Genomic DNA, 15,973 nt, shown 5'->3' with positions numbered 1-15,973 from the left:
CGCTGTCCAGCCCTCAGGAGTACCGCCGATGACCACCGCGTTCCGCCGCCCCAGCGACCGGCGGGTCAGCCCGATCTTCCTCGGGATCGTCGCCGTCATGGCCGTCTCGGGCTGGGCGGTGTGGACGGACTTCGCGGAACAGACCGGCTTCGCGGTCTTCCTCTTCGTCACCGCGGCCTGGATCGTCTCGCTCTGCCTCCACGAGTACGCGCACGCGCGCACCGCCCTGCACAGCGGCGACATCTCGATCGGGGCGAAGGGCTATCTGACGCTCAACCCGCTCAAATACACCCACGCCCTGCTGAGCATCGTGCTGCCCGTGCTCTTCGTGATCATGGGCGGTATCGGTCTGCCGGGCGGGGCGGTCTACATCGAGCGGGGCCGCATCAGCGGGCGCTGGAAGCACAGCCTGATCTCGGCGGCCGGCCCCCTGACGAATGTGCTGTTCGCCATCGTCTGCACGGCGCCGTTCTGGCTGGACGCCCTGGACGGCGTTCCGCTGTCCTTCCGGCTCGCCCTGGCGTTCCTGGCGCTGCTCCAGGTGACGGCGGCGATCCTGAACTCCCTGCCGGTCCCGGGGCTCGACGGCTACGGAGTGATCGAGCCCTGGCTGTCGTACAAGATCCGGCGCCAGGTGGAGCCGTTCGCGCCCTTCGGGCTGATCGCGGTCTTCGCACTCCTGTGGGTCCCGGAGGTCAACGGCTTCTTCTTCGACGCGGTGGACGCGCTGCTGCGGGGCCTGGGCGTCAACGAGGTCGAGACGTACTGCGGGCTCGACACCTACCGCTTCTGGCAGGAGTGGTTCGGCGACCAGGACCCGGGCTGTGCGCTGATCCGCTAACGGGAGCGCCCTCAGGCGGCTTCGGCGCGGGACTCCGACTTCTGCTTACGCAGGTAGAACCACGCCATGTTGGACGAGAGGCCGGCCAGCAGCACCCATACGACACCCAGCAGGATGCTGCCCTGGACGAAGGAGACCACGGCTGCGGCGACGGCGAGGACGCAGACGATGCTGGCGTAGAGAGCGAGGCGGGGCATGAGGGCTGGTGCTCCTGTCCGGGGATGGTGCGCGGTCCCCTCCAGTGTCCCTCATGCCCGATTCGGCTCCCGACAGGCTCCTACACGTCGGTGGTGCGCAGCCCCGCGTGTGCCTTGTAGCGGCGGTTGACGGAGATCAGGTTCGCCACCAGGGACTCGACCTGGTGCGCGTTGCGCAGCCGGCCGGCGAAGACGCCGCGCATGCCGGGGATGCGGCTCGCGAGCGCCTGCACGGTGTCGGTGTCGGCGCGTGCCTCGCCCAGCACCAGCACATCGGTGTCGATCTCCTCGATCGTCTCGTCCTGGAGGAGCACCGCCGACAGGTGGTGGAAGGCTGCGGTGACCCGCGAGTCCGGCAGCAGGGCGGCGGCCTGCTCGGCGGCGCTGCCCTCCTCGGGCTTCAGGGCGTAGGCGCCCTTCTTGTCGAAGCCGAGCGGGTTGACGCAGTCGACGACGAGCTTCCCGGCGAGCTCCTCGCGCAGCGACTCCAGGGTCTTGGCGTGACCGTCCCACGGCACGGCGACGATCACGACATCGCTGCGGCGCGCGCACTCCGCGTTGTCCGCACCCTCGACGCCGTGGCCCAGCTCGGCGGCGGCCGCCTCGGCACGGTCGGCGGCCCGCGAGCCGATGACGACCTTCTGCCCGGCACGGGCGAAGCGGTAGGCGAGGCCGCGGCCCTGGGGGCCGGTACCGCCGAGTACGCCCACGGTCAGGCCGGACACATCGGGGAGGTCCCAGGGGTCCTTGGCGGGGGGCTTGGGGGCGCTTCCAGCGTCATTCGTAGTCATGGCGCCGACCCTACTGTGAGGTAGGGAAGCGGAGCCCTCGCCTCGTCGCTGTGCGACGTGCGTCACGGCGGAGGTTCCCGTTCGGGTGGATTGAACGCGATCGGGCGGTCACGGGGCCGAGGCAGCGGCATGATGCCGGTCCATGGATGCCGTACGTGTCGCTCTGCTGCGTGAGGTGCTCGCCGGGACGGAGTGGCCGGCGGCGGCCCGGGGGTTCGCCCGGACCCTGCGGTCGTCGGTCGTCCCGCAGGGCGGCGGGCTGCTGCTGGTGGGCACCGAGGACTACGAGCCGTGGCACATGGCCGCGCACCTGGTGGACGAGTCCACCTGGTCGGGCCTGCCACAGCTGAGGCCCACGCTCGTACGCCACCGGGTGGAGCCGGACGACCCGGTGCACCTGGCCGTCGGTCTGGGCCGGATCGAGGCCGCGGGACGCGGCGAGACGCTGCTCGTGGTGGCGCCCGGGCAGCCGGACGGCGGCCTGCTGGAACGCGTGCACGACGCGCGTCGCGCGGGGGCGACCGTGCTCGCGCTGGACGGCGGCGACCCTGAGGTGCGGGGCCTCGCCCACGAGGCGCTCACGGTCTCCGACGGCGCCGAGGTCGACCTGGACACGGTCCAGCACCTGGTCAGCGCGGCGGCCGGAGAGAACGGCACCCCGTCCCCCCGGGGCCGCCGCACCTTCCGCGACCGCCTCTCCCGCCTGGCCGACCAGCTGACGGCCCCGCCGCCGGCCCGCTGGTGAGGGGCCCGGTCCGGACGGGAGGCTAGTCCGGCGTCTCGTCCGTGGGCCGGTCCGTGCGGTCGTGCCACTTCGGGTCGGTCTCCCACTCCAGGTTCCGCTCACGCGCCGTGTCCATGGCGCGCTGGGCCTCCCCCGGGGTGGCGTACGGGCCGAACCGGTCCTTGCCGGGGCACTCGGGGCCCTCCTCGACCTTCTTGTGTTCCAGGCAGTAGTACCATTCGCCCGGTTTGCCCACCGTGCGCTTCTTGAACAGGGCCATTGCGGGATCCTTTCCTCGTTGCCATGGTGCCCCGGGCGCGCTGGTTAGACTCGCTGACATGTCTGGCCAGTCGCTTCTCGTACCAGGGGAGATCACTCCCGTCCGCTCCGTTCCCGGAAAGATCCGGCGCCCCGAATACGTGGGCAAGCCCGCTCCCACGCCGTACACGGGGCCGGAGATCCAGGACTCCGACACCGTGGAGCGCATGCGGATCGCGGGCCGTATCGCGGCGCAGGCGATGGAGGAGGCCGCCAAGCTCATCGCCCCGGGGGTCACCACCGACGAACTCGACCGGGTCGCCCATGAGTTCATGGTGGACCACGGAGCGTACCCGTCGACCCTCGGTTACCGGGGCTTCCCGAAGTCGCTCTGCACCTCGCTCAACGAGGTCATCTGCCACGGCATCCCCGACTCCACGGTGGTGCGGGACGGCGACATCGTGAACCTCGACGTCACGGCGTACATCGACGGCGTGCACGGCGACAACAACGCCACCTACCTCTGCGGTGACGTCGACGAGGAGTCGCGGCTCCTGGTGGAGCGCACCCGGGAGTCGCTGAACCGTGCCATCAAGGCGGTGCGGCCCGGCCGGCAGATCAATGTGATCGGACGGGTCATCGAGTCGTACGCGAAGCGGTTCGGCTACGGGGTGGTGCGGGACTTCACCGGGCACGGGATCAACTCCTCGTTCCACTCCGGTCTGATCATCCCGCACTACGACAGCCCGCACGCGACGACCGTGATGCAGCCCGGGATGACGTTCACCATCGAGCCGATGCTGACGCTCGGGTCCCATGACTACGACATGTGGGACGACGGCTGGACCGTGGTGACGAAGGACCGGAAGCGGACCGCACAGTTCGAGCACACACTGGTGGTGACCGAGACCGGGGCGGAGGTCCTGACGCTTCCGTGAGCGGCACCGGCCGGGCTTTTACCGACAGGCGGTCGGGAACCTGTTGACTTAGGTATGCCTAAGTAGGAGGATCAGCGTATCGGTGCGCGGCGGCGTGTACAGCTGCTACCGGTTCGTACGATTCTGTCCGGACTTCCCGTCCCCTCGGTCCCCGGAGGCCCGCCTTGGACTCGACAGCCACCACCACGCCCTTCTCGACTCTCATCCGCACCGCCTCGCACGAGCAGCACACGGAGGCGGAGTCCTCGACCTTCATGAGCGACATGCTCGGCGGACGGCTCGGGGTGGACGCGTACACGCGCTACACCGAGCAGCTGTGGTTCGTCTACCGGGCGCTGGAGGACGGCGCGGAGGCACTGCGCGAGGACCCGGTCGCCGGGCCCTTCATCCAGCCGGAGCTGATGCGCACGCCCGAGCTGGAGCGCGACCTCGGCCATCTGCGGGGCGAGGGGTGGCGCGAGGGCCTGGAGCCGCTGCCGGCCACCGCGGCCTACGCCGCGCGGGTCGCCGAGTGCGCGCGCGAGTGGCCCGCCGGATACGTGGCGCACCACTACACCCGTTACCTCGGCGACCTCTCGGGCGGCCAGATCATCCGGGGCACCGCGGAGAAGACCTGGGGCTTCGCCCGCAAGGGCGACGGGGTCCGGTTCTACGTGTTCGAGCAGATCTCCAACCCGGCCGCCTTCAAGCGGGACTACCGCGAGCTGCTGGACGCGGTGAACGCCGACGATCTGGAGAAGCAGCGCGTCGTCGACGAGTGCAAGCGCGCGTTCGCGCTGAACACCGCGGTCTTCCGCGATCTCGGCGAGGCCTTCCCGCTCAGCGCGTAGTCAAGGGCACCGACGGGGCGCCGTCGTAGGTGTCGGTGTCGGTGTCGACGGTACGAGCGGCGCACTCGGCGCAGCTGCTCGGATCGACCGGGATGATCTGAGCGACCAGCACCTTCATCGCCGGGTTGGCGGCCCGCATCCGGCCGACCAGCTCAGGGCGCGGACAGCTGTTCGGGGCGCGGACGCGCGGCCATCAGAAGGACCCGGCCTCCGATCTCCATCGTGCCGTCCGGCGCGGGTGCGGTGAGGATCTGGGAGCCGCGTCCTTGGGTGATGTTGAGGGCCCGGCCGAGCTCGGCGCTCAGCAGCATGGCCGCAGCGCCGGTCGCCTCGTCCTCGTCGATGTTGTCGTCGCGCCGCGGGAAGGCCCGTGCCCGTACGCGGCCGGCGGCCTCGTCCTCCCAGGCCCAGACGTAGAGCCAGCCCTCGCCGGGCGGTGGCCCCGTCAGCGCCTCGACCTCCGCGACCGAGGCGTACCGCTCCAGTGTCCTCGGCGGCGCCCATTCCGGGCGGGCCGTGATCCAGGTGAACTCGCCGTCCTGGCGGGCCGTCACATCCCCCACGGGCAGCTCCAGGACCTCCACGTCGAGCAGCCAGGCCGCACCGACGAGCGGATGACCCGCGAACGGCAGCCGCAGCCCGGGGGTGCGGATGTCGACGGTGCCGCGCTCCGGGTCGTCCACGAACACCGTCTCGCTGAAGCCGAGCTTCCGCGCGAGCGCCTGCCGGGACTCGTTGTCGGGATACCTGCGCCCGTCGCGCACGACGCCCAGCGCGTTGCCGTGGCCGCCGTCCGGGCCGCAGAACACGCGCAGTACGTCGATGCCTTCGGGTACGTCGAAGTCGTTCACCTCCGCATTCAAACACCGTGCGGGGCCCCCTGACGCCACAGGGCCGCACCGGGCTTCCTGATCCGGATCCCGGCCCCTTCCCATGTCACGGTTGGGCGCTGGATCTCATCCCCGCGCTCGCGCTGTTCGCCGCCCCGGTAGGGTGCAAGCGGTCAGTGCGGACGACGGATCAGAAGGCGCAGAAGCAACGGATGAGAAGGCTGGGTCGACTGGCGGCGGGGTTCGCGACGACGACGGTACTGGCCGTCACGGCGAGCGGCTGCGTGACGGTGCACGGTGAGCTGGAAGTCGTGCCGGGGGCGACGAAGTCCGAGGCCGCGAAGGCCCTGGAGGACTTCCTCGTCGCCTACAACGAGGCGGACAAGGCGTACGATCCGGCGCTCGACGAGGACCGGGTGACCGGTTCGCTCGGCGCGATCAACCAGGCCGGTCTGGCGGCGCGGCAGAAGAACAGCCCGGAGGGCAACGCGGATCACAAGCCGCTGGAGCTGACCGACGCCTCGTACGCCATTCCGAAGAAGGCGGGCTGGCCGCGCTGGTTCGTCGCGGACACGGACTCCAACCGCGACAAGGACGGCGGGAAGCAGGACACCCGCTGGCTGCTGACGTTCGTCCGCACCGGGCCGGACGCGCCGTGGAAGGTCTCGTATCTGGCGGTCGCCTCCCCGTCCGAGATCCCGAAGTTCCGCAAGGATGCCGACGGCTGGGCGCAGCCCGTGCCCTCCACGGACACGGATGGAGCGCTGGCGACTCCGCCGGCGGAGCTGAGCACCACGTACACGGACTACCTCAAGGAGGGCGCGCCCGACGTGTTCGCTCCGGGGTCGATGACCTCGGGCTGGCGGGACGCGCGGAAGAACACCCGCAGGGCGGGCTTCTCCTACCAGTACATCGACCAGGCACTGGATTCCGGGACGTTCGCGCCGCTGGGTCTCACGACGGAGGACGGCGGGGCGCTCGTCTTCTTCAGCAGCAAGCACTTCGAGCGGCAGACGGCGGCCGAGGGACTGCGGCCGACGGTCACCGAGGACGTGGAGGCGCTGCTGACCGGTGAGGTGAAGAGCTCCCTCACCAAGGAGCGGGTCTCCAGCCAGCTGGTCTACGTGCCCAAGAGGGACGCGGGGAACGCGGAGGGTACGGACGGGAAGGTGCGGGTGCTGAACCGGCTGCCCGGCCTGGTCGCGGCGCAGGGGTCCTGACCACCCTCAGGCGTGGGCGGTGGCCCGCGGATCCGTCACGCGTGGGGCGGGCCCCGTCGGGCGGAGTGCGTGAGCCGTTCGGCGAAGGCCTCGACGAGACCGCGGAGCTCATCCGGGCGTTCGATGACGAAGGGCCGGTCCAGCGAGGCGAGTACGGCGGGCAGCCAGTCGAGCTGTTCCACGCGCAGTTCGACACGGCACCAGCGCTCGGCATCCGGATCCGCGGCATCCGGGGACGACGGTTCCGCCACGATCGCGATGCCGGCGGGCAGCCGGGTGCGGATGTGCTCGGCCGTGCCCTGGACGCGCAGGGTCACCTCATGCCGGTACGGAGCTGTGGCGAGCCCGGTCAGGACGCGCTGCGCCGGGTCGGGCCCGGCGGGCGGCTCGAAGGAGCCCGGCAGGGCCCTCACATCGGTGATGCGGTCCAGCCGGAACGTCCGGTCCTCGCCGGTCATGAGATCCGCGGCCGTGACGTACCACTTGCCGGAGTGGGCGACGAGCCCGTGCGGGTGCAGGGTGCGTTCGCTGCGGCGGCCGTCCGCGGCGGTGTAGCGGATCGAGACCGGCCGGTGGTGGTTCACCGCGTCGGCGAGCGGCAGCAGGACCCCGGATTCGGGGGCTGCCGCCTCGCCCGCCGGAGCCGTGAAGGCGAGGGCACCGAGCACGGCATCGAGCCCGATGCGCAGCCGCTCGGGCAGTACGCGACGGATCTTGGCGGTCGCCGTTTCGCTCGCGGTGCCCGTGGCGGTGGTCAGGCCGGCGCGCCGGCCCGCGACGAGTCCGAGCAGTACGGCGAGTGCCTCGTCGTCGTTCAGCATGAGCGGGGGCATGCGGTGGCCGGGCATGAGCCGGTAGCCGCCGTGGCGTCCGCGCACCGACTCGACGGGCACGTCGAGGTCGATGAGATGACCGACGTAGTGCCGCACCGTGCGTTCGTCGACACCGAGCCGGCCGGCGAGTTCGGCCGCGGTCCGCAGCCCTCCCGACTGCAGGAGTTCCAGGAGGGTGAGCACGCGGGCCACAGGACGGGACATGTCCAGAAGTCTCCCGCACATACCGGGCGGGTTCCGCCCGGTATACGTCGTAACGTGCGGTCAGAAGCACCGAACGACCAGGAGAGAACCCATGGACTTCACCTCTGTACGCATCATCACTGCCGACGTCGCCCGTCTTGTCGACTTCTACGAGCGTGCCACCGGCGTGTCCGCCGACTGGTCCAACGAGGACTTCGCCGAGATCGGGACCGGCTCGGCGACCCTCGCGATCGGCAGCACGCGCACGGTCCCCCTGTTCGCGCCGGGTTCCGCCCGCCCGGGCGACAACCACAGCGTCATCCTCGAATTCCTCGTCGACGACGTGGACGGCGTGTACGAGAACCTGACCGGCTTCGTCGAGGACTTCGTCAACGAGCCCACCACGATGCCCTGGGGCAACCGCGCGCTGCTGTTCCGCGACCCCGACGGCAACCTCGTCAACTTCTTCACGCCCGTCACGCCGGCCGCCGTCGAGAAGTTCGCCCGCCGATGACGGTGAGGAACGGGCTCAGCGGCTGAGCGGCCAGGCCACCGCGTCATGGTCGAGGTCGCCGGCGTCGGCCGTGTCCGCGTACCGCGCGCAGGCTTCGGTGAGCGTCTCCAGCAGGGTCAGCGGATCGGGCAGCGGGTTCTCCGGGCCCCGGATCCAGCGCACGTCCGCCTCGCCGGGAAGGCGTGCGGGCGGCAGGAGGACATAGCTGCCGCGGCAGTGCCAGCGGAGCCCGGGATGCTCGTCCATGGTCTCGGGGTGGCAGTCCAGCTCGCAGGGCCACCACTCGTCCTCGTCGTCCGGGGTGCCACGGGTGGCGGTGAAGAACAGCATCCGGTCGGTGCCGGACCGGGCCACCGGCCCGACGTCGATGCCCGCCGCGGTGAGCCGCTCCAGGGCGGCGCTGCCCGCGGTGAAGGGGACGTCGAGGACGTCGTGGATCAGGCCCGTCGCGGTGATGAAGTTGGCCAGCGGCTGGTTGGCGGCCCAGCGCTCGATCTGCGCGCGGTCCGTCGTGGACTGCGTCTGCCAGGCGAACGAGACGGGGTGCCGGGCGGGGGTCGGACAGCCGACGCGCTCGCACGAACATCGGTATCCCGACGGGTGCGCCGCGGGCGAGATGGGCATTCCTGCCTCGGCGACGGCCAGGAGCAGTGCCAGCCGCGCCGCGCTGTCGGCTTCCGGCTGTGGTTTCGGCCGCCTGCGCAGCCACTGGGAAATCCTGCCCTCTGTGCCGCGATAGCGGCCGGCATCGGCGCCCATCTATCCCCTCACCTCAGTGGTTACCTCTCCATGGTCGCACCATCCTGCTCCTCGGGTGGCCAGAGTTTCCAAGCGGGGTGCCCGGGCGATCGCGGAGAGGCTGGAACACTCGTACGGAATGTCATGGAATGGGCCTCCGGATTCACGGCCGGGGCAAGAGACCCCGCAGGGCGAGGTCGACGACGGCGTCCGCGTACGCGTGGGTGAGCGGAAGCGTCCTCAGCAGCCAGCGGTGGGTCAGCGGGGCGATCAGGAGCTCCAGCGCGATCCGCGGATCGATGTCCGCGCGCACCTCGCCGGCCTCCTGGGCGGCCCGCAGGCGTGTGACATACAACTGGAGCTGCGGTTCGAGCAGATTGCCGACGAACTGGGCCCCGAGCGCGGGATCGATGATCCCCTCGGCGGCCAGAGCCCGGGTGGGTGCCGCGCTCACCGGGTCGTTCAGCCCGTCGACCGTGGCCCGCAGGACCAGTTTGAGGTCGGCCGCCAGATCGCCGGTGTCGGGGATCCCGTACGCACCGTCCTCGCCGACCTCGCCGAGCTCCTCCGAGTGGCGGGCGCTCTCCTCGAGGAACGCCTCCAGGAGCACGGCCGCCTTCGACGGCCACCAGCGGTAGATCGTCTGCTTGCCGACCCCGGCCCGGGCGGCGATCCCCTCGATCGTCGTCTTCGCGTAACCCACCTCGCCGACGAGTGCGAGCGCGGCGTCGCAGATGGCGCGGCGGGAACGGTCGCTGCGGCGGCTGGAGTCGGGTGTCCTGTGAGCTGGCATCCCGCCATCCTAGAGGGCTGACGGTCCGATACGTATCGTCTTGTCGGGCCCTCTGCCGGCCGGAGCGAACCACCCGAACGGATCACAGCGCAACGGCCCGGCACGGCGCACCATGAACTCACGCACACACCCGTGCGCATCCCACCGTTCCGCGGCTGAACGCCGCCGTTCGCGAGGAGCCTGCATTGACCCGTGACGCCACCCCTCGTCGCTATCTGATGTGCGCCCCGTCCCACTTCGAGGTCACGTACTCCATCAACCCGTGGATGGATCCGTCGAAACCCGTGGATCTGCCCCTGGCCATCACCCAGTGGGAGGACCTGCGCGACCGCTACCGGACCCTCGGCCACACCGTGGAGCTCCTCACTCCCCGCCCCGACCTGCCCGACATGGTGTTCGCCGCCAACGGGGCCACCGTGATCGACGGCAGGGTGCTCGGCGCCCTGTTCGCCTACCGGGAGCGGTACGCGGAGGCCGAGGCGCACCGGGACTGGTTCCGGGCCGGCGGTTTCACCGAGATCCATGAGCCGGCCCACGTCAACGAGGGTGAGGGCGACTTCGCCGTGACCGCCTCGTATCTGCTGGCGGGGCGGGGCTTCCGGTCCAGCCCGCTCTCACACGACGAGGCCCAGGAGTTCTTCGGGCGCCCGGTGATCGGCCTCGATCTGGTGGACCCGCGCTACTACCACCTGGACACGGCGCTGTGCGTGCTCGACGACGCGGCCGACGAGATCATGTACTACCCCGGGGCCTTCTCGCCCGGCAGCCGGTCCGTGCTGGCCCGGCTCTTCCCCGACGCGCTGCTGGCCGAGGAGGCGGACGCCGCCTCGCTGGGTCTCAACGCGGTCAGCGACGGCCGCCATGTGCTGCTCCCGCAGGCCGCCGTGGGGCTCTTCGACCCGCTGCGGGCCCGGGGTTTCGACCCGGTCCCGATGGACCTGGGCGAGCTGCTCAAGGGCGGCGGCAGCGTGAAGTGCTGCACCCAGGAGCTGCGGGCCTAGTCACCTTCCGGGGGCGGCCAGGGGTCGCCCCAGTCGGTGTCCCGGGCGGCACGGTAGAGCGAGCCGTGCCGCTTGGTGACCGTGGCGCGGCGCAGGCCGTCGTCCCGGGTGCAGAGCTCCAGCAGCACCTGCCCCTTGCGGATCTGCGGCCTGCGGGTGACCCGTGCGGCGGCCGGGTCGGTGGCGAACCTGGTCGCCACGACGTAGCTGAACTTCTCGTCCTCGTGGCTGAGCGAGCCGCCCTTGACCTGCCGGTGCAGGGACGAGCGGCTGACCCTCGCCGAGAAGTGGCACCAGTCCGTGCCGCGCTCGATGGGGCAGGCGTCGTCGTGCGGGCAGGGGGCGGCGACGCTCAGGCCCCCGGCGATCAGCCGGTCGCGGGCCTCGATGATCCGGTCGTAGCCGTCTGGGGTGCCGGGTTCCACGATCACCACGGCCTGTGCGGCACCGGCGACGGCGTCGACCAGCGCCGCCCGGTCCGCGGGGGTGAGCTCCTTGAGTACGTAGCTGACGGTCGCCAGGTCCGTCGGGGCCAGCTCAAGCGCCGTTCCGATCCTCGCCCGCTCCCAGGCCGCGTCCCCCAGGGCGGGGATGCCGGAGGCCCCTGCCAGTTCCCGGCCGAGCGCCAGGGCGGGCTCCGCCCAGTCCAGGACCGTCGTCCGCGGCCCGTCCCAGGCCCCGGCGACCGCCCAGCTCGCCGCGCCGGTGCCGCCTCCGATGTCGGTGTGGGTGGCGGGCACCCAGTCCGGCGCGGCCTCGCGGAGTGCGGCGAGGCAGGACCGTACGGCCTCGAACGTCGCGGGCATCCGGTACGCGGCGTACGCGGCGACGTCCGAGCGGTCCCGCAGGATCGGGGCGTCGGTGGGGGTGGCCCCGCGGTAGGTGGCGATCAGCCGGTCGACGGCCTGCGCGGCCTGCTTCGGGGGCAGCCCGTCGAGCAGGGCGGCCAGCGCCGCGCGCAGGGTTTCCGCAGTGGGGAGGGTGGCGTTCACCGCCGAATTGTAGGCGCAGCGGCCCCGGCCGTGGTCGTACGGCCGGGGCCCGTCCTCCTCGGGGATCGGGCTCAGCTCTTGGCCGGCACCCGTGTCCCGCCGGTGTTCTGCCACGGCCGGCACAGCAGCAGGAAGCACGCCGCCGCGGACAGCGCGCAGACCACCTGCACCACGGCCATCGGCACGGCGGTCTGTTCACCGGCGATCCCGACCAGCGGTGAGGCGATGGCGCCGATCAGGAACTGGGACGTCCCCAGCAGCGCGGAGGCGGAGCCCGCCGCGTGCCTGGTGCGCATCAGTGCCTGGGTGTTGGTGTTGGGCATCGCGAGGCCCATCGCCGACATGAGCACGAACAGCCCGACGGCCACCGGCACCAGGCCGACCTCGCCGAAGACCCCGGAGGTCATCAGCAGCAGCGCGACCGCCGCGAGGGAGATGACGGCGAGGCCGAAGCCGAGCGCCTTGTCCAGGCTGACCCGTCCGACGAGCAGCTTGCCGTTGATCTGGCCGACGGCGATCAGCCCGACCGAGTTGATCCCGAAGAGCAGGCTGAAGGTCTGCGGCGACGCCCCGTAGATCTCCTGCACGACGAACGGGGACGCGCTCACATAGGCGAAGAGCGCGGCGAAGGCGAGGCTGCCCGCGACCATGTAGCCGGTGAACACCCGGTCGGCCAGCAGCCCGCGCATGGTGCGCAGCGCGTCGCCGACACCGCCGGTGTGCCTCTGTGCCGCCGGGAGTGTCTCGTGGAGCCACTTCCAGACGACCAGGGTGAGCAGCACGCCGACGACGGTGAGGACGACGAAGATGCCGCGCCAGTCGGTGAACTGCAGTACCTGGCCGCCGATCACGGGCGCGATGACGGGCGCGACCCCCGAGATCAGCATCAGGGTGGAGAAGAACCGGGCCATCTCGTCGCCGTCGTAGAGGTCACGTACGACTGCCCGGGAGATCACGATGCCGGCGGCGCCGGCCAGGCCCTGGAGGAGGCGGAACCCGATGAGGAGTTCCACGGTGGGGGCGACGGCGCAGATCGCGGTCGCGATCACGTAGACGACCATGCCGAGGAGCAACGGCGTGCGCCGGCCCCAGCGGTCGCTCATGGGTCCCACGACGAGCTGGCCGAGCGCCATGCCGGTGAGGCAGGCCGTCAGGGTCAACTGGACCGTCGCGGCCGGGGAGTGCAGCGCGTCGGTGACCTCCGGGAGTGCCGGGAGGTACATGTCCATCGAGAGGGGCGGCACTGCCGTGAGCCCGCCCAGCACGAGGGTGACCAGAATTCCGGCCCGCCGTGCGGTGTTCGTCGAGGCGGCCGGGACACCCGGCGCCGTGGTCGTGGAAAGGGCCTGGGCACCCACTGCGGCGGGGGTGGTGGCCGGGGCGTCATGTACGGCGCCCCTGCTGCTCGTCGGTATGTGCTCGTGTTCTTGCTGGGCCCGGCTCACGCCGCTGTCCGGCATCCTCGTCTCCGCTTCGTTGAATCCACATCTATGCTCTCAGGTCAGTCGTAGTGGTCGATACCTTTTTGCGTGGGAGCGGGCGGGCATGAGCGGGACTGTGCGTTGGGGTGTACTGGCGACGGGCGGCATAGCCGCGACGTTCACCGGGGATCTGCAGGCGATGAAGGACTCCGGGGCCGAGGTCGTGGCGGTGGCGTCCCGGTCCGAGGCCTCCGCCAAGGCGTTCGCCGAGCGGTTCGGGATCGAGCGGGCGTACGGCAGCTGGGCGGAGCTCGTCGCCGACGACTCCGTCGACGTCGTCTACGTCGCCACCCCGCACTCCGCGCACCGCGAGGCGGCCGGGCTCGCCCTGGAGGCCGGGAAGCACGTGTTGTGCGAGAAGGCGTTCACCCTCAACGAGCGTGAGGCGCGGGAGCTGGTGGATCTGGCCCGGGAGCGCGGGCTGTTCCTGATGGAAGCCATGTGGACGTACTGCAATCCGCTCATCCGCCGGATGACCGAGCTGGTGGCGGACGGCGCGATCGGCGAGATCCGCACGGTGCAGGCCGACTTCGGCTTCGCGGGCGACTTCGGGGCCGAGCACCGGCTGCGCGACCCCGCGCTCGGCGGCGGCGCGCTGCTGGACCTGGGGGTCTATCCGGTGTCGTTCGCGCAGCTGCTGCTGGGCGAACCGGACCGGGTGCAGGCGGAGGCGCTGCTGTCCCCGGAGGGTGTGGACCTGAACACGGGGATGCTGCTGGGCTGGGACTCGGGTGCCACGGCCCTGCTGACCTGCTCGATCGTCGGGAGCCTGCCGACCGTCGCGTCGGTCACCGGCACGGCCGGGCGGATCGACTTCCCGCAGGGCTTCTTCCACCCGGAGCACTTCCTCCTGCACCGGCCGGGCCGGGAGCCCGAGAAGATCGTCACGGGTCCGGGCCCGCAGGGCCTCTCGGGCATGCAGTACGAGGCGGCGGAGGTGACGCGCGCGCTGCTGGCCGGCGAGAAGGAGTCCCCGCTGGTTCCGCTGGAGGGTTCGCTCGCCGTGATGCGGACGCTCGACGCGGTACGTGACCGCATCGGCGTCCGCTACCCCGCGGACGACCGCGCCTGACCGCGTGCCGGGATCGGGTTACGCGGGGGTCAGTCCCGGGTTCCCGGCCTCGGTCACGAAGGAGGCCGCCGTGGTGACCGGCGCGCCGGGCGTGGTGACCGCCGACACCGTACGGAAGTCGGCTCGCGCCTGGTCCGTGCCGAGGGTGACGAGCGCATAGCCGCGGCGGCCGTCGTAGAACTTCATGTGGGGGTTGGCCTGGGTCAGGTTGTTCCAGTTGGCAGGCTTCTCGGAGCCGTCCTTGCCGCTGGCGATCGAGGTGGCGACGACCTCCGTGCCGACGGTCCGGGACGCCGGGTCTTCGTAGTCCTTCTTGAGGTCGAAGCCGTAACCGACGTGCACGTCGCCGGTGAGGACCATGAGGTTCTCGATCCCGGCGGCCTCGGCGCCGTCCATGACGCGCTGCCGGGAGGCGGGGTAGCCGTCCCAGGAGTCCATGGACAGCTTGTAGGCGTCGCCCGGCACGTCTCGCCGCCGGGCGAAGGTGACCTGCTGCGGGACGACGTTCCACCGGGCGTCCGAGGCCTTCCAGCCGTCGATCAGCCAGCGCTCCTGGGCGGCGCCCGTCATGGTGCGCGAGGGGTCCTCGGACTCCGGTCCCGGGACCTTCCAGCCGTCGCCGTAGGCCTGGTTGCTGCGGTACTGACGGGTGTCGAGGATGTCGAACTGGGCGAGCCGGCCGAAGCGCAGCCGCCGGTAGAGCCGCATGTCGGGGCCGGTCGGGCGCTGCGGGGTGCGCAGCGGCTGGTTCTCCCAGTACGCGCGGTAGGCGGCGGCCCTGCGCAGCAGGAACTCCTCCGGGGGGACGCTGTTCTCCGGGGTGTCGCCCGCGTAGTTGTTCTCGGTCTCGTGGTCGTCCCAGGTGACGACGAAGGGGTGCGCGGCGTGGGCGGCCCGCAGGTCGGGGTCGGACTTGTAGAGGCCGTACCGCATGCGGTAGTCCTCCAGCGTGAGCGTCTCCCGGTTGTAGTGGTCCGGCAGGAGCAGGTCCGTGTAGTTGCGGACGCCGCCGACGGCGGTGACCGCGTACTCGTAGAGGTAGTCGCCGAGGTGGAAGACCACGTCGACGTCCTCGTCCGCGAGGTGCTTGTAGGCGGTGAAGTAGCCGTCGTGGTAGGCCTGGCAGGAGACGGCGGCCAGGGTCAGGGAGCTGTTGCGGGCGCCCCGGGCGGGTGCGGTGCGGGTGCGCCCGGTGGGGCTGGTCCAGCTGCCGGCGCGGAACCGGTAGTAGAAGTTCCGGTCGGAGTCGAGGCCCTTCACCTCCACATGGACGCTGTGCCCGAATTCCGGGTGGGCGGTGGCGGATCCGCGCCGGACGATCCGCCGGAAGCGCTCGTCGCGGGCGATCTCCCAGCGGACCTCGACGCGCTCGGCGGGCAGTCCGCCGTCGGCCTCGTACGGGCGGGTCGCGAGTCTTGTCCACAGGAGTACGGAGTCCGGCAGCGGGTCGCCGGACGCCACCCCGAGGGTGAAGGGGTCCTCGGTGATCTTCCGGGCGTCGAGCTCGGCGGCGGCAGCCGTGCCGGCGCCGGGCAGGTCGACGGCGAACGCCAGCGCGGCGGCGGCACCGGTGACGGTGAGGAACCGGCGGCGGCCGACTCCGGATCCGAGCCGCCGCGCGGCGCTGCGCAGCTCGGCGGAATGACCGTGCTGACCGGGCGTCCTGCTGATCTGTGCGGGTGTCATATACCCCTCCCCTGCCGGATGTTGTCAGAGGCATTGGAGTCCGGGGCGACG

Annotated in this window: 19 protein-coding genes; 8 read left to right on the top strand and 11 right to left on the bottom strand. The window is 71.3% G+C overall.

Annotation, left to right across the window (positions count from 1 at the left end):
- Positions 1–28: 28 nt before the first annotated feature.
- Positions 29–841: a site-2 protease family protein gene (locus ACIREO_RS14630; RefSeq protein WP_404109043.1), complete on the top strand. Its 813-nt coding sequence runs from the start codon at positions 29–31 to the stop codon at positions 839–841.
- An 11-nt stretch (positions 842–852) separates the two neighbouring features.
- On the opposite strand, the gene ACIREO_RS14625 is transcribed toward ACIREO_RS14630, so the two are convergent.
- The gene (locus ACIREO_RS14625; RefSeq protein WP_404109040.1) at positions 853–1,038 is read right to left on the bottom strand and encodes a hypothetical protein; all 186 of its coding nucleotides are present in this window, start codon (positions 1,036–1,038) and stop codon (positions 853–855) included.
- 80 nt (positions 1,039–1,118) lie between these two features.
- Positions 1,119–1,829 (bottom strand): NADPH-dependent F420 reductase, encoded by a 711-nt coding sequence (gene npdG / locus ACIREO_RS14620; RefSeq protein WP_404109037.1) that lies wholly within the window; start codon positions 1,827–1,829, stop codon positions 1,119–1,121.
- A 142-nt stretch (positions 1,830–1,971) separates the two neighbouring features.
- Here npdG and ACIREO_RS14615 point away from each other — a divergent pair, with 142 nt between their 5' ends.
- Positions 1,972–2,574, top strand: coding sequence for a hypothetical protein (locus ACIREO_RS14615; protein ID WP_404109034.1), 603 nt, complete (start codon positions 1,972–1,974; stop codon positions 2,572–2,574).
- Between the two features lie 22 nt (positions 2,575–2,596).
- Here the strand turns inward: ACIREO_RS14615 and ACIREO_RS14610 are convergent, their stop codons facing one another.
- Positions 2,597–2,833, bottom strand: coding sequence for a hypothetical protein (locus ACIREO_RS14610; RefSeq protein ID WP_404109032.1), 237 nt, complete (start codon positions 2,831–2,833; stop codon positions 2,597–2,599).
- A 58-nt stretch (positions 2,834–2,891) separates the two neighbouring features.
- Between ACIREO_RS14610 and map the strand changes: the two genes are divergently transcribed.
- Positions 2,892–3,749, top strand: a complete 858-nt coding sequence (gene map, locus ACIREO_RS14605; protein WP_404109029.1) for a type I methionyl aminopeptidase — start codon at positions 2,892–2,894, stop codon at positions 3,747–3,749.
- A gap of 164 nt (positions 3,750–3,913) precedes the next feature.
- Complete coding sequence (locus ACIREO_RS14600; protein ID WP_404109027.1) at positions 3,914–4,579, top strand: heme oxygenase (biliverdin-producing); 666 nt, start codon at positions 3,914–3,916, stop codon at positions 4,577–4,579.
- Here the strand turns inward: ACIREO_RS14600 and ACIREO_RS14595 are convergent.
- Positions 4,569–4,718: a hypothetical protein gene (locus ACIREO_RS14595; RefSeq protein ID WP_404109025.1), complete on the bottom strand. Its 150-nt coding sequence runs from the start codon at positions 4,716–4,718 to the stop codon at positions 4,569–4,571. The two genes, ACIREO_RS14600 and ACIREO_RS14595, sit on opposite strands and share 11 nt — an antisense overlap.
- Before the next feature lie 13 nt (positions 4,719–4,731).
- Complete coding sequence (locus ACIREO_RS14590; protein ID WP_404109023.1) at positions 4,732–5,430, bottom strand: PhzF family phenazine biosynthesis protein; 699 nt, start codon at positions 5,428–5,430, stop codon at positions 4,732–4,734.
- A gap of 191 nt (positions 5,431–5,621) precedes the next feature.
- On the opposite strand from ACIREO_RS14590, the gene ACIREO_RS14585 reads away from it, so the two are divergent.
- Entirely contained in the window at positions 5,622–6,629 is a 1,008-nt protein-coding gene (locus ACIREO_RS14585) for a hypothetical protein (RefSeq protein ID WP_404109020.1), read from the top strand.
- Positions 6,630–6,664: 35 nt separating this feature from the next.
- Here the strand turns inward: ACIREO_RS14585 and ACIREO_RS14580 are convergent, their stop codons facing one another.
- The gene (locus tag ACIREO_RS14580) at positions 6,665–7,666 is read right to left on the bottom strand and encodes a helix-turn-helix transcriptional regulator (RefSeq protein ID WP_404109017.1); all 1,002 of its coding nucleotides are present in this window, start codon (positions 7,664–7,666) and stop codon (positions 6,665–6,667) included.
- A 91-nt stretch (positions 7,667–7,757) separates the two neighbouring features.
- Between ACIREO_RS14580 and ACIREO_RS14575 the strand changes: the two genes are divergently transcribed.
- Positions 7,758–8,159, top strand: coding sequence for a VOC family protein (locus ACIREO_RS14575; RefSeq protein WP_404109014.1), 402 nt, complete (start codon positions 7,758–7,760; stop codon positions 8,157–8,159).
- 15 nt (positions 8,160–8,174) lie between these two features.
- On the opposite strand, the gene ACIREO_RS14570 is transcribed toward ACIREO_RS14575, so the two are convergent.
- A complete protein-coding gene (locus ACIREO_RS14570; RefSeq protein ID WP_404109011.1) occupies positions 8,175–8,918 on the bottom strand; it encodes a bifunctional DNA primase/polymerase in 744 nt (247 codons plus the stop codon).
- Positions 8,919–9,060: 142 nt separating this feature from the next.
- Positions 9,061–9,690, bottom strand: coding sequence for a TetR/AcrR family transcriptional regulator (locus tag ACIREO_RS14565; RefSeq protein WP_404109009.1), 630 nt, complete (start codon positions 9,688–9,690; stop codon positions 9,061–9,063).
- 155 nt (positions 9,691–9,845) lie between these two features.
- Here ACIREO_RS14565 and ddaH point away from each other — a divergent pair, with 155 nt between their 5' ends.
- Positions 9,846–10,691 (top strand): dimethylargininase, encoded by an 846-nt coding sequence (gene ddaH, locus ACIREO_RS14560; protein WP_404109968.1) that lies wholly within the window; start codon positions 9,846–9,848, stop codon positions 10,689–10,691.
- Here ddaH and ACIREO_RS14555 read toward each other — a convergent pair.
- Positions 10,688–11,683 carry a small ribosomal subunit Rsm22 family protein gene (locus ACIREO_RS14555; protein ID WP_404109007.1) on the bottom strand — a complete coding sequence of 332 codons (996 nt, stop codon included), beginning with the start codon at positions 11,681–11,683 and terminating at the stop codon, positions 10,688–10,690. The genes ddaH and ACIREO_RS14555 overlap by 4 nt on opposite strands.
- Before the next feature lie 71 nt (positions 11,684–11,754).
- Complete coding sequence (locus ACIREO_RS14550) at positions 11,755–13,143, bottom strand: Bcr/CflA family multidrug efflux MFS transporter (protein ID WP_404109004.1); 1,389 nt, start codon at positions 13,141–13,143, stop codon at positions 11,755–11,757.
- 85 nt (positions 13,144–13,228) lie between these two features.
- On the opposite strand from ACIREO_RS14550, the gene ACIREO_RS14545 reads away from it, so the two are divergent.
- Positions 13,229–14,236, top strand: a complete 1,008-nt coding sequence (locus tag ACIREO_RS14545) for a Gfo/Idh/MocA family protein (protein ID WP_404109002.1) — start codon at positions 13,229–13,231, stop codon at positions 14,234–14,236.
- An 18-nt stretch (positions 14,237–14,254) separates the two neighbouring features.
- Here ACIREO_RS14545 and ACIREO_RS14540 read toward each other — a convergent pair whose 3' ends face one another.
- The gene (locus ACIREO_RS14540) at positions 14,255–15,922 is read right to left on the bottom strand and encodes an alkaline phosphatase D family protein (RefSeq protein WP_404108999.1); all 1,668 of its coding nucleotides are present in this window, start codon (positions 15,920–15,922) and stop codon (positions 14,255–14,257) included.
- Positions 15,923–15,973: the final 51 nt, after the last annotated feature.

Source organism: Streptomyces sp. NPDC102441, from assembly GCF_044765585.1.
Lineage (GTDB): Bacteria > Actinomycetota > Actinomycetes > Streptomycetales > Streptomycetaceae > Streptomyces.
The sequence above is the reverse complement of the archived record's forward strand: the minus strand, read 5'-3'. Positions and strand labels throughout refer to the sequence as shown.

Excerpts from the sequence above, each read along its gene's own strand:
- ACIREO_RS14630 (WP_404109043.1), top strand. The coding sequence starts at position 29 with ATGACCACCGCGTTCCGCCGCCCCAGCGACCGGCGGGTCAGCCCGATC.
- ACIREO_RS14625 (WP_404109040.1), bottom strand. The coding sequence starts at position 1,038 with ATGCCCCGCCTCGCTCTCTACGCCAGCATCGTCTGCGTCCTCGCCGTC.
- npdG (WP_404109037.1), bottom strand. The coding sequence starts at position 1,829 with ATGACTACGAATGACGCTGGAAGCGCCCCCAAGCCCCCCGCCAAGGAC.
- ACIREO_RS14615 (WP_404109034.1), top strand. The coding sequence starts at position 1,972 with ATGGATGCCGTACGTGTCGCTCTGCTGCGTGAGGTGCTCGCCGGGACG.
- ACIREO_RS14610 (WP_404109032.1), bottom strand. The coding sequence starts at position 2,833 with ATGGCCCTGTTCAAGAAGCGCACGGTGGGCAAACCGGGCGAATGGTAC.
- map (WP_404109029.1), top strand. The coding sequence starts at position 2,892 with ATGTCTGGCCAGTCGCTTCTCGTACCAGGGGAGATCACTCCCGTCCGC.
- ACIREO_RS14595 (WP_404109025.1), bottom strand. The coding sequence starts at position 4,718 with ATGCGGGCCGCCAACCCGGCGATGAAGGTGCTGGTCGCTCAGATCATC.
- ACIREO_RS14585 (WP_404109020.1), top strand. The coding sequence starts at position 5,622 with ATGAGAAGGCTGGGTCGACTGGCGGCGGGGTTCGCGACGACGACGGTA.
- ACIREO_RS14580 (WP_404109017.1), bottom strand. The coding sequence starts at position 7,666 with ATGTCCCGTCCTGTGGCCCGCGTGCTCACCCTCCTGGAACTCCTGCAG.
- ACIREO_RS14575 (WP_404109014.1), top strand. The coding sequence starts at position 7,758 with ATGGACTTCACCTCTGTACGCATCATCACTGCCGACGTCGCCCGTCTT.
- ACIREO_RS14570 (WP_404109011.1), bottom strand. The coding sequence starts at position 8,918 with ATGGGCGCCGATGCCGGCCGCTATCGCGGCACAGAGGGCAGGATTTCC.
- ACIREO_RS14565 (WP_404109009.1), bottom strand. The coding sequence starts at position 9,690 with ATGCCAGCTCACAGGACACCCGACTCCAGCCGCCGCAGCGACCGTTCC.
- ACIREO_RS14550 (WP_404109004.1), bottom strand. The coding sequence starts at position 13,143 with ATGCCGGACAGCGGCGTGAGCCGGGCCCAGCAAGAACACGAGCACATA.
- ACIREO_RS14545 (WP_404109002.1), top strand. The coding sequence starts at position 13,229 with ATGAGCGGGACTGTGCGTTGGGGTGTACTGGCGACGGGCGGCATAGCC.
- ACIREO_RS14540 (WP_404108999.1), bottom strand. The coding sequence starts at position 15,922 with ATGACACCCGCACAGATCAGCAGGACGCCCGGTCAGCACGGTCATTCC.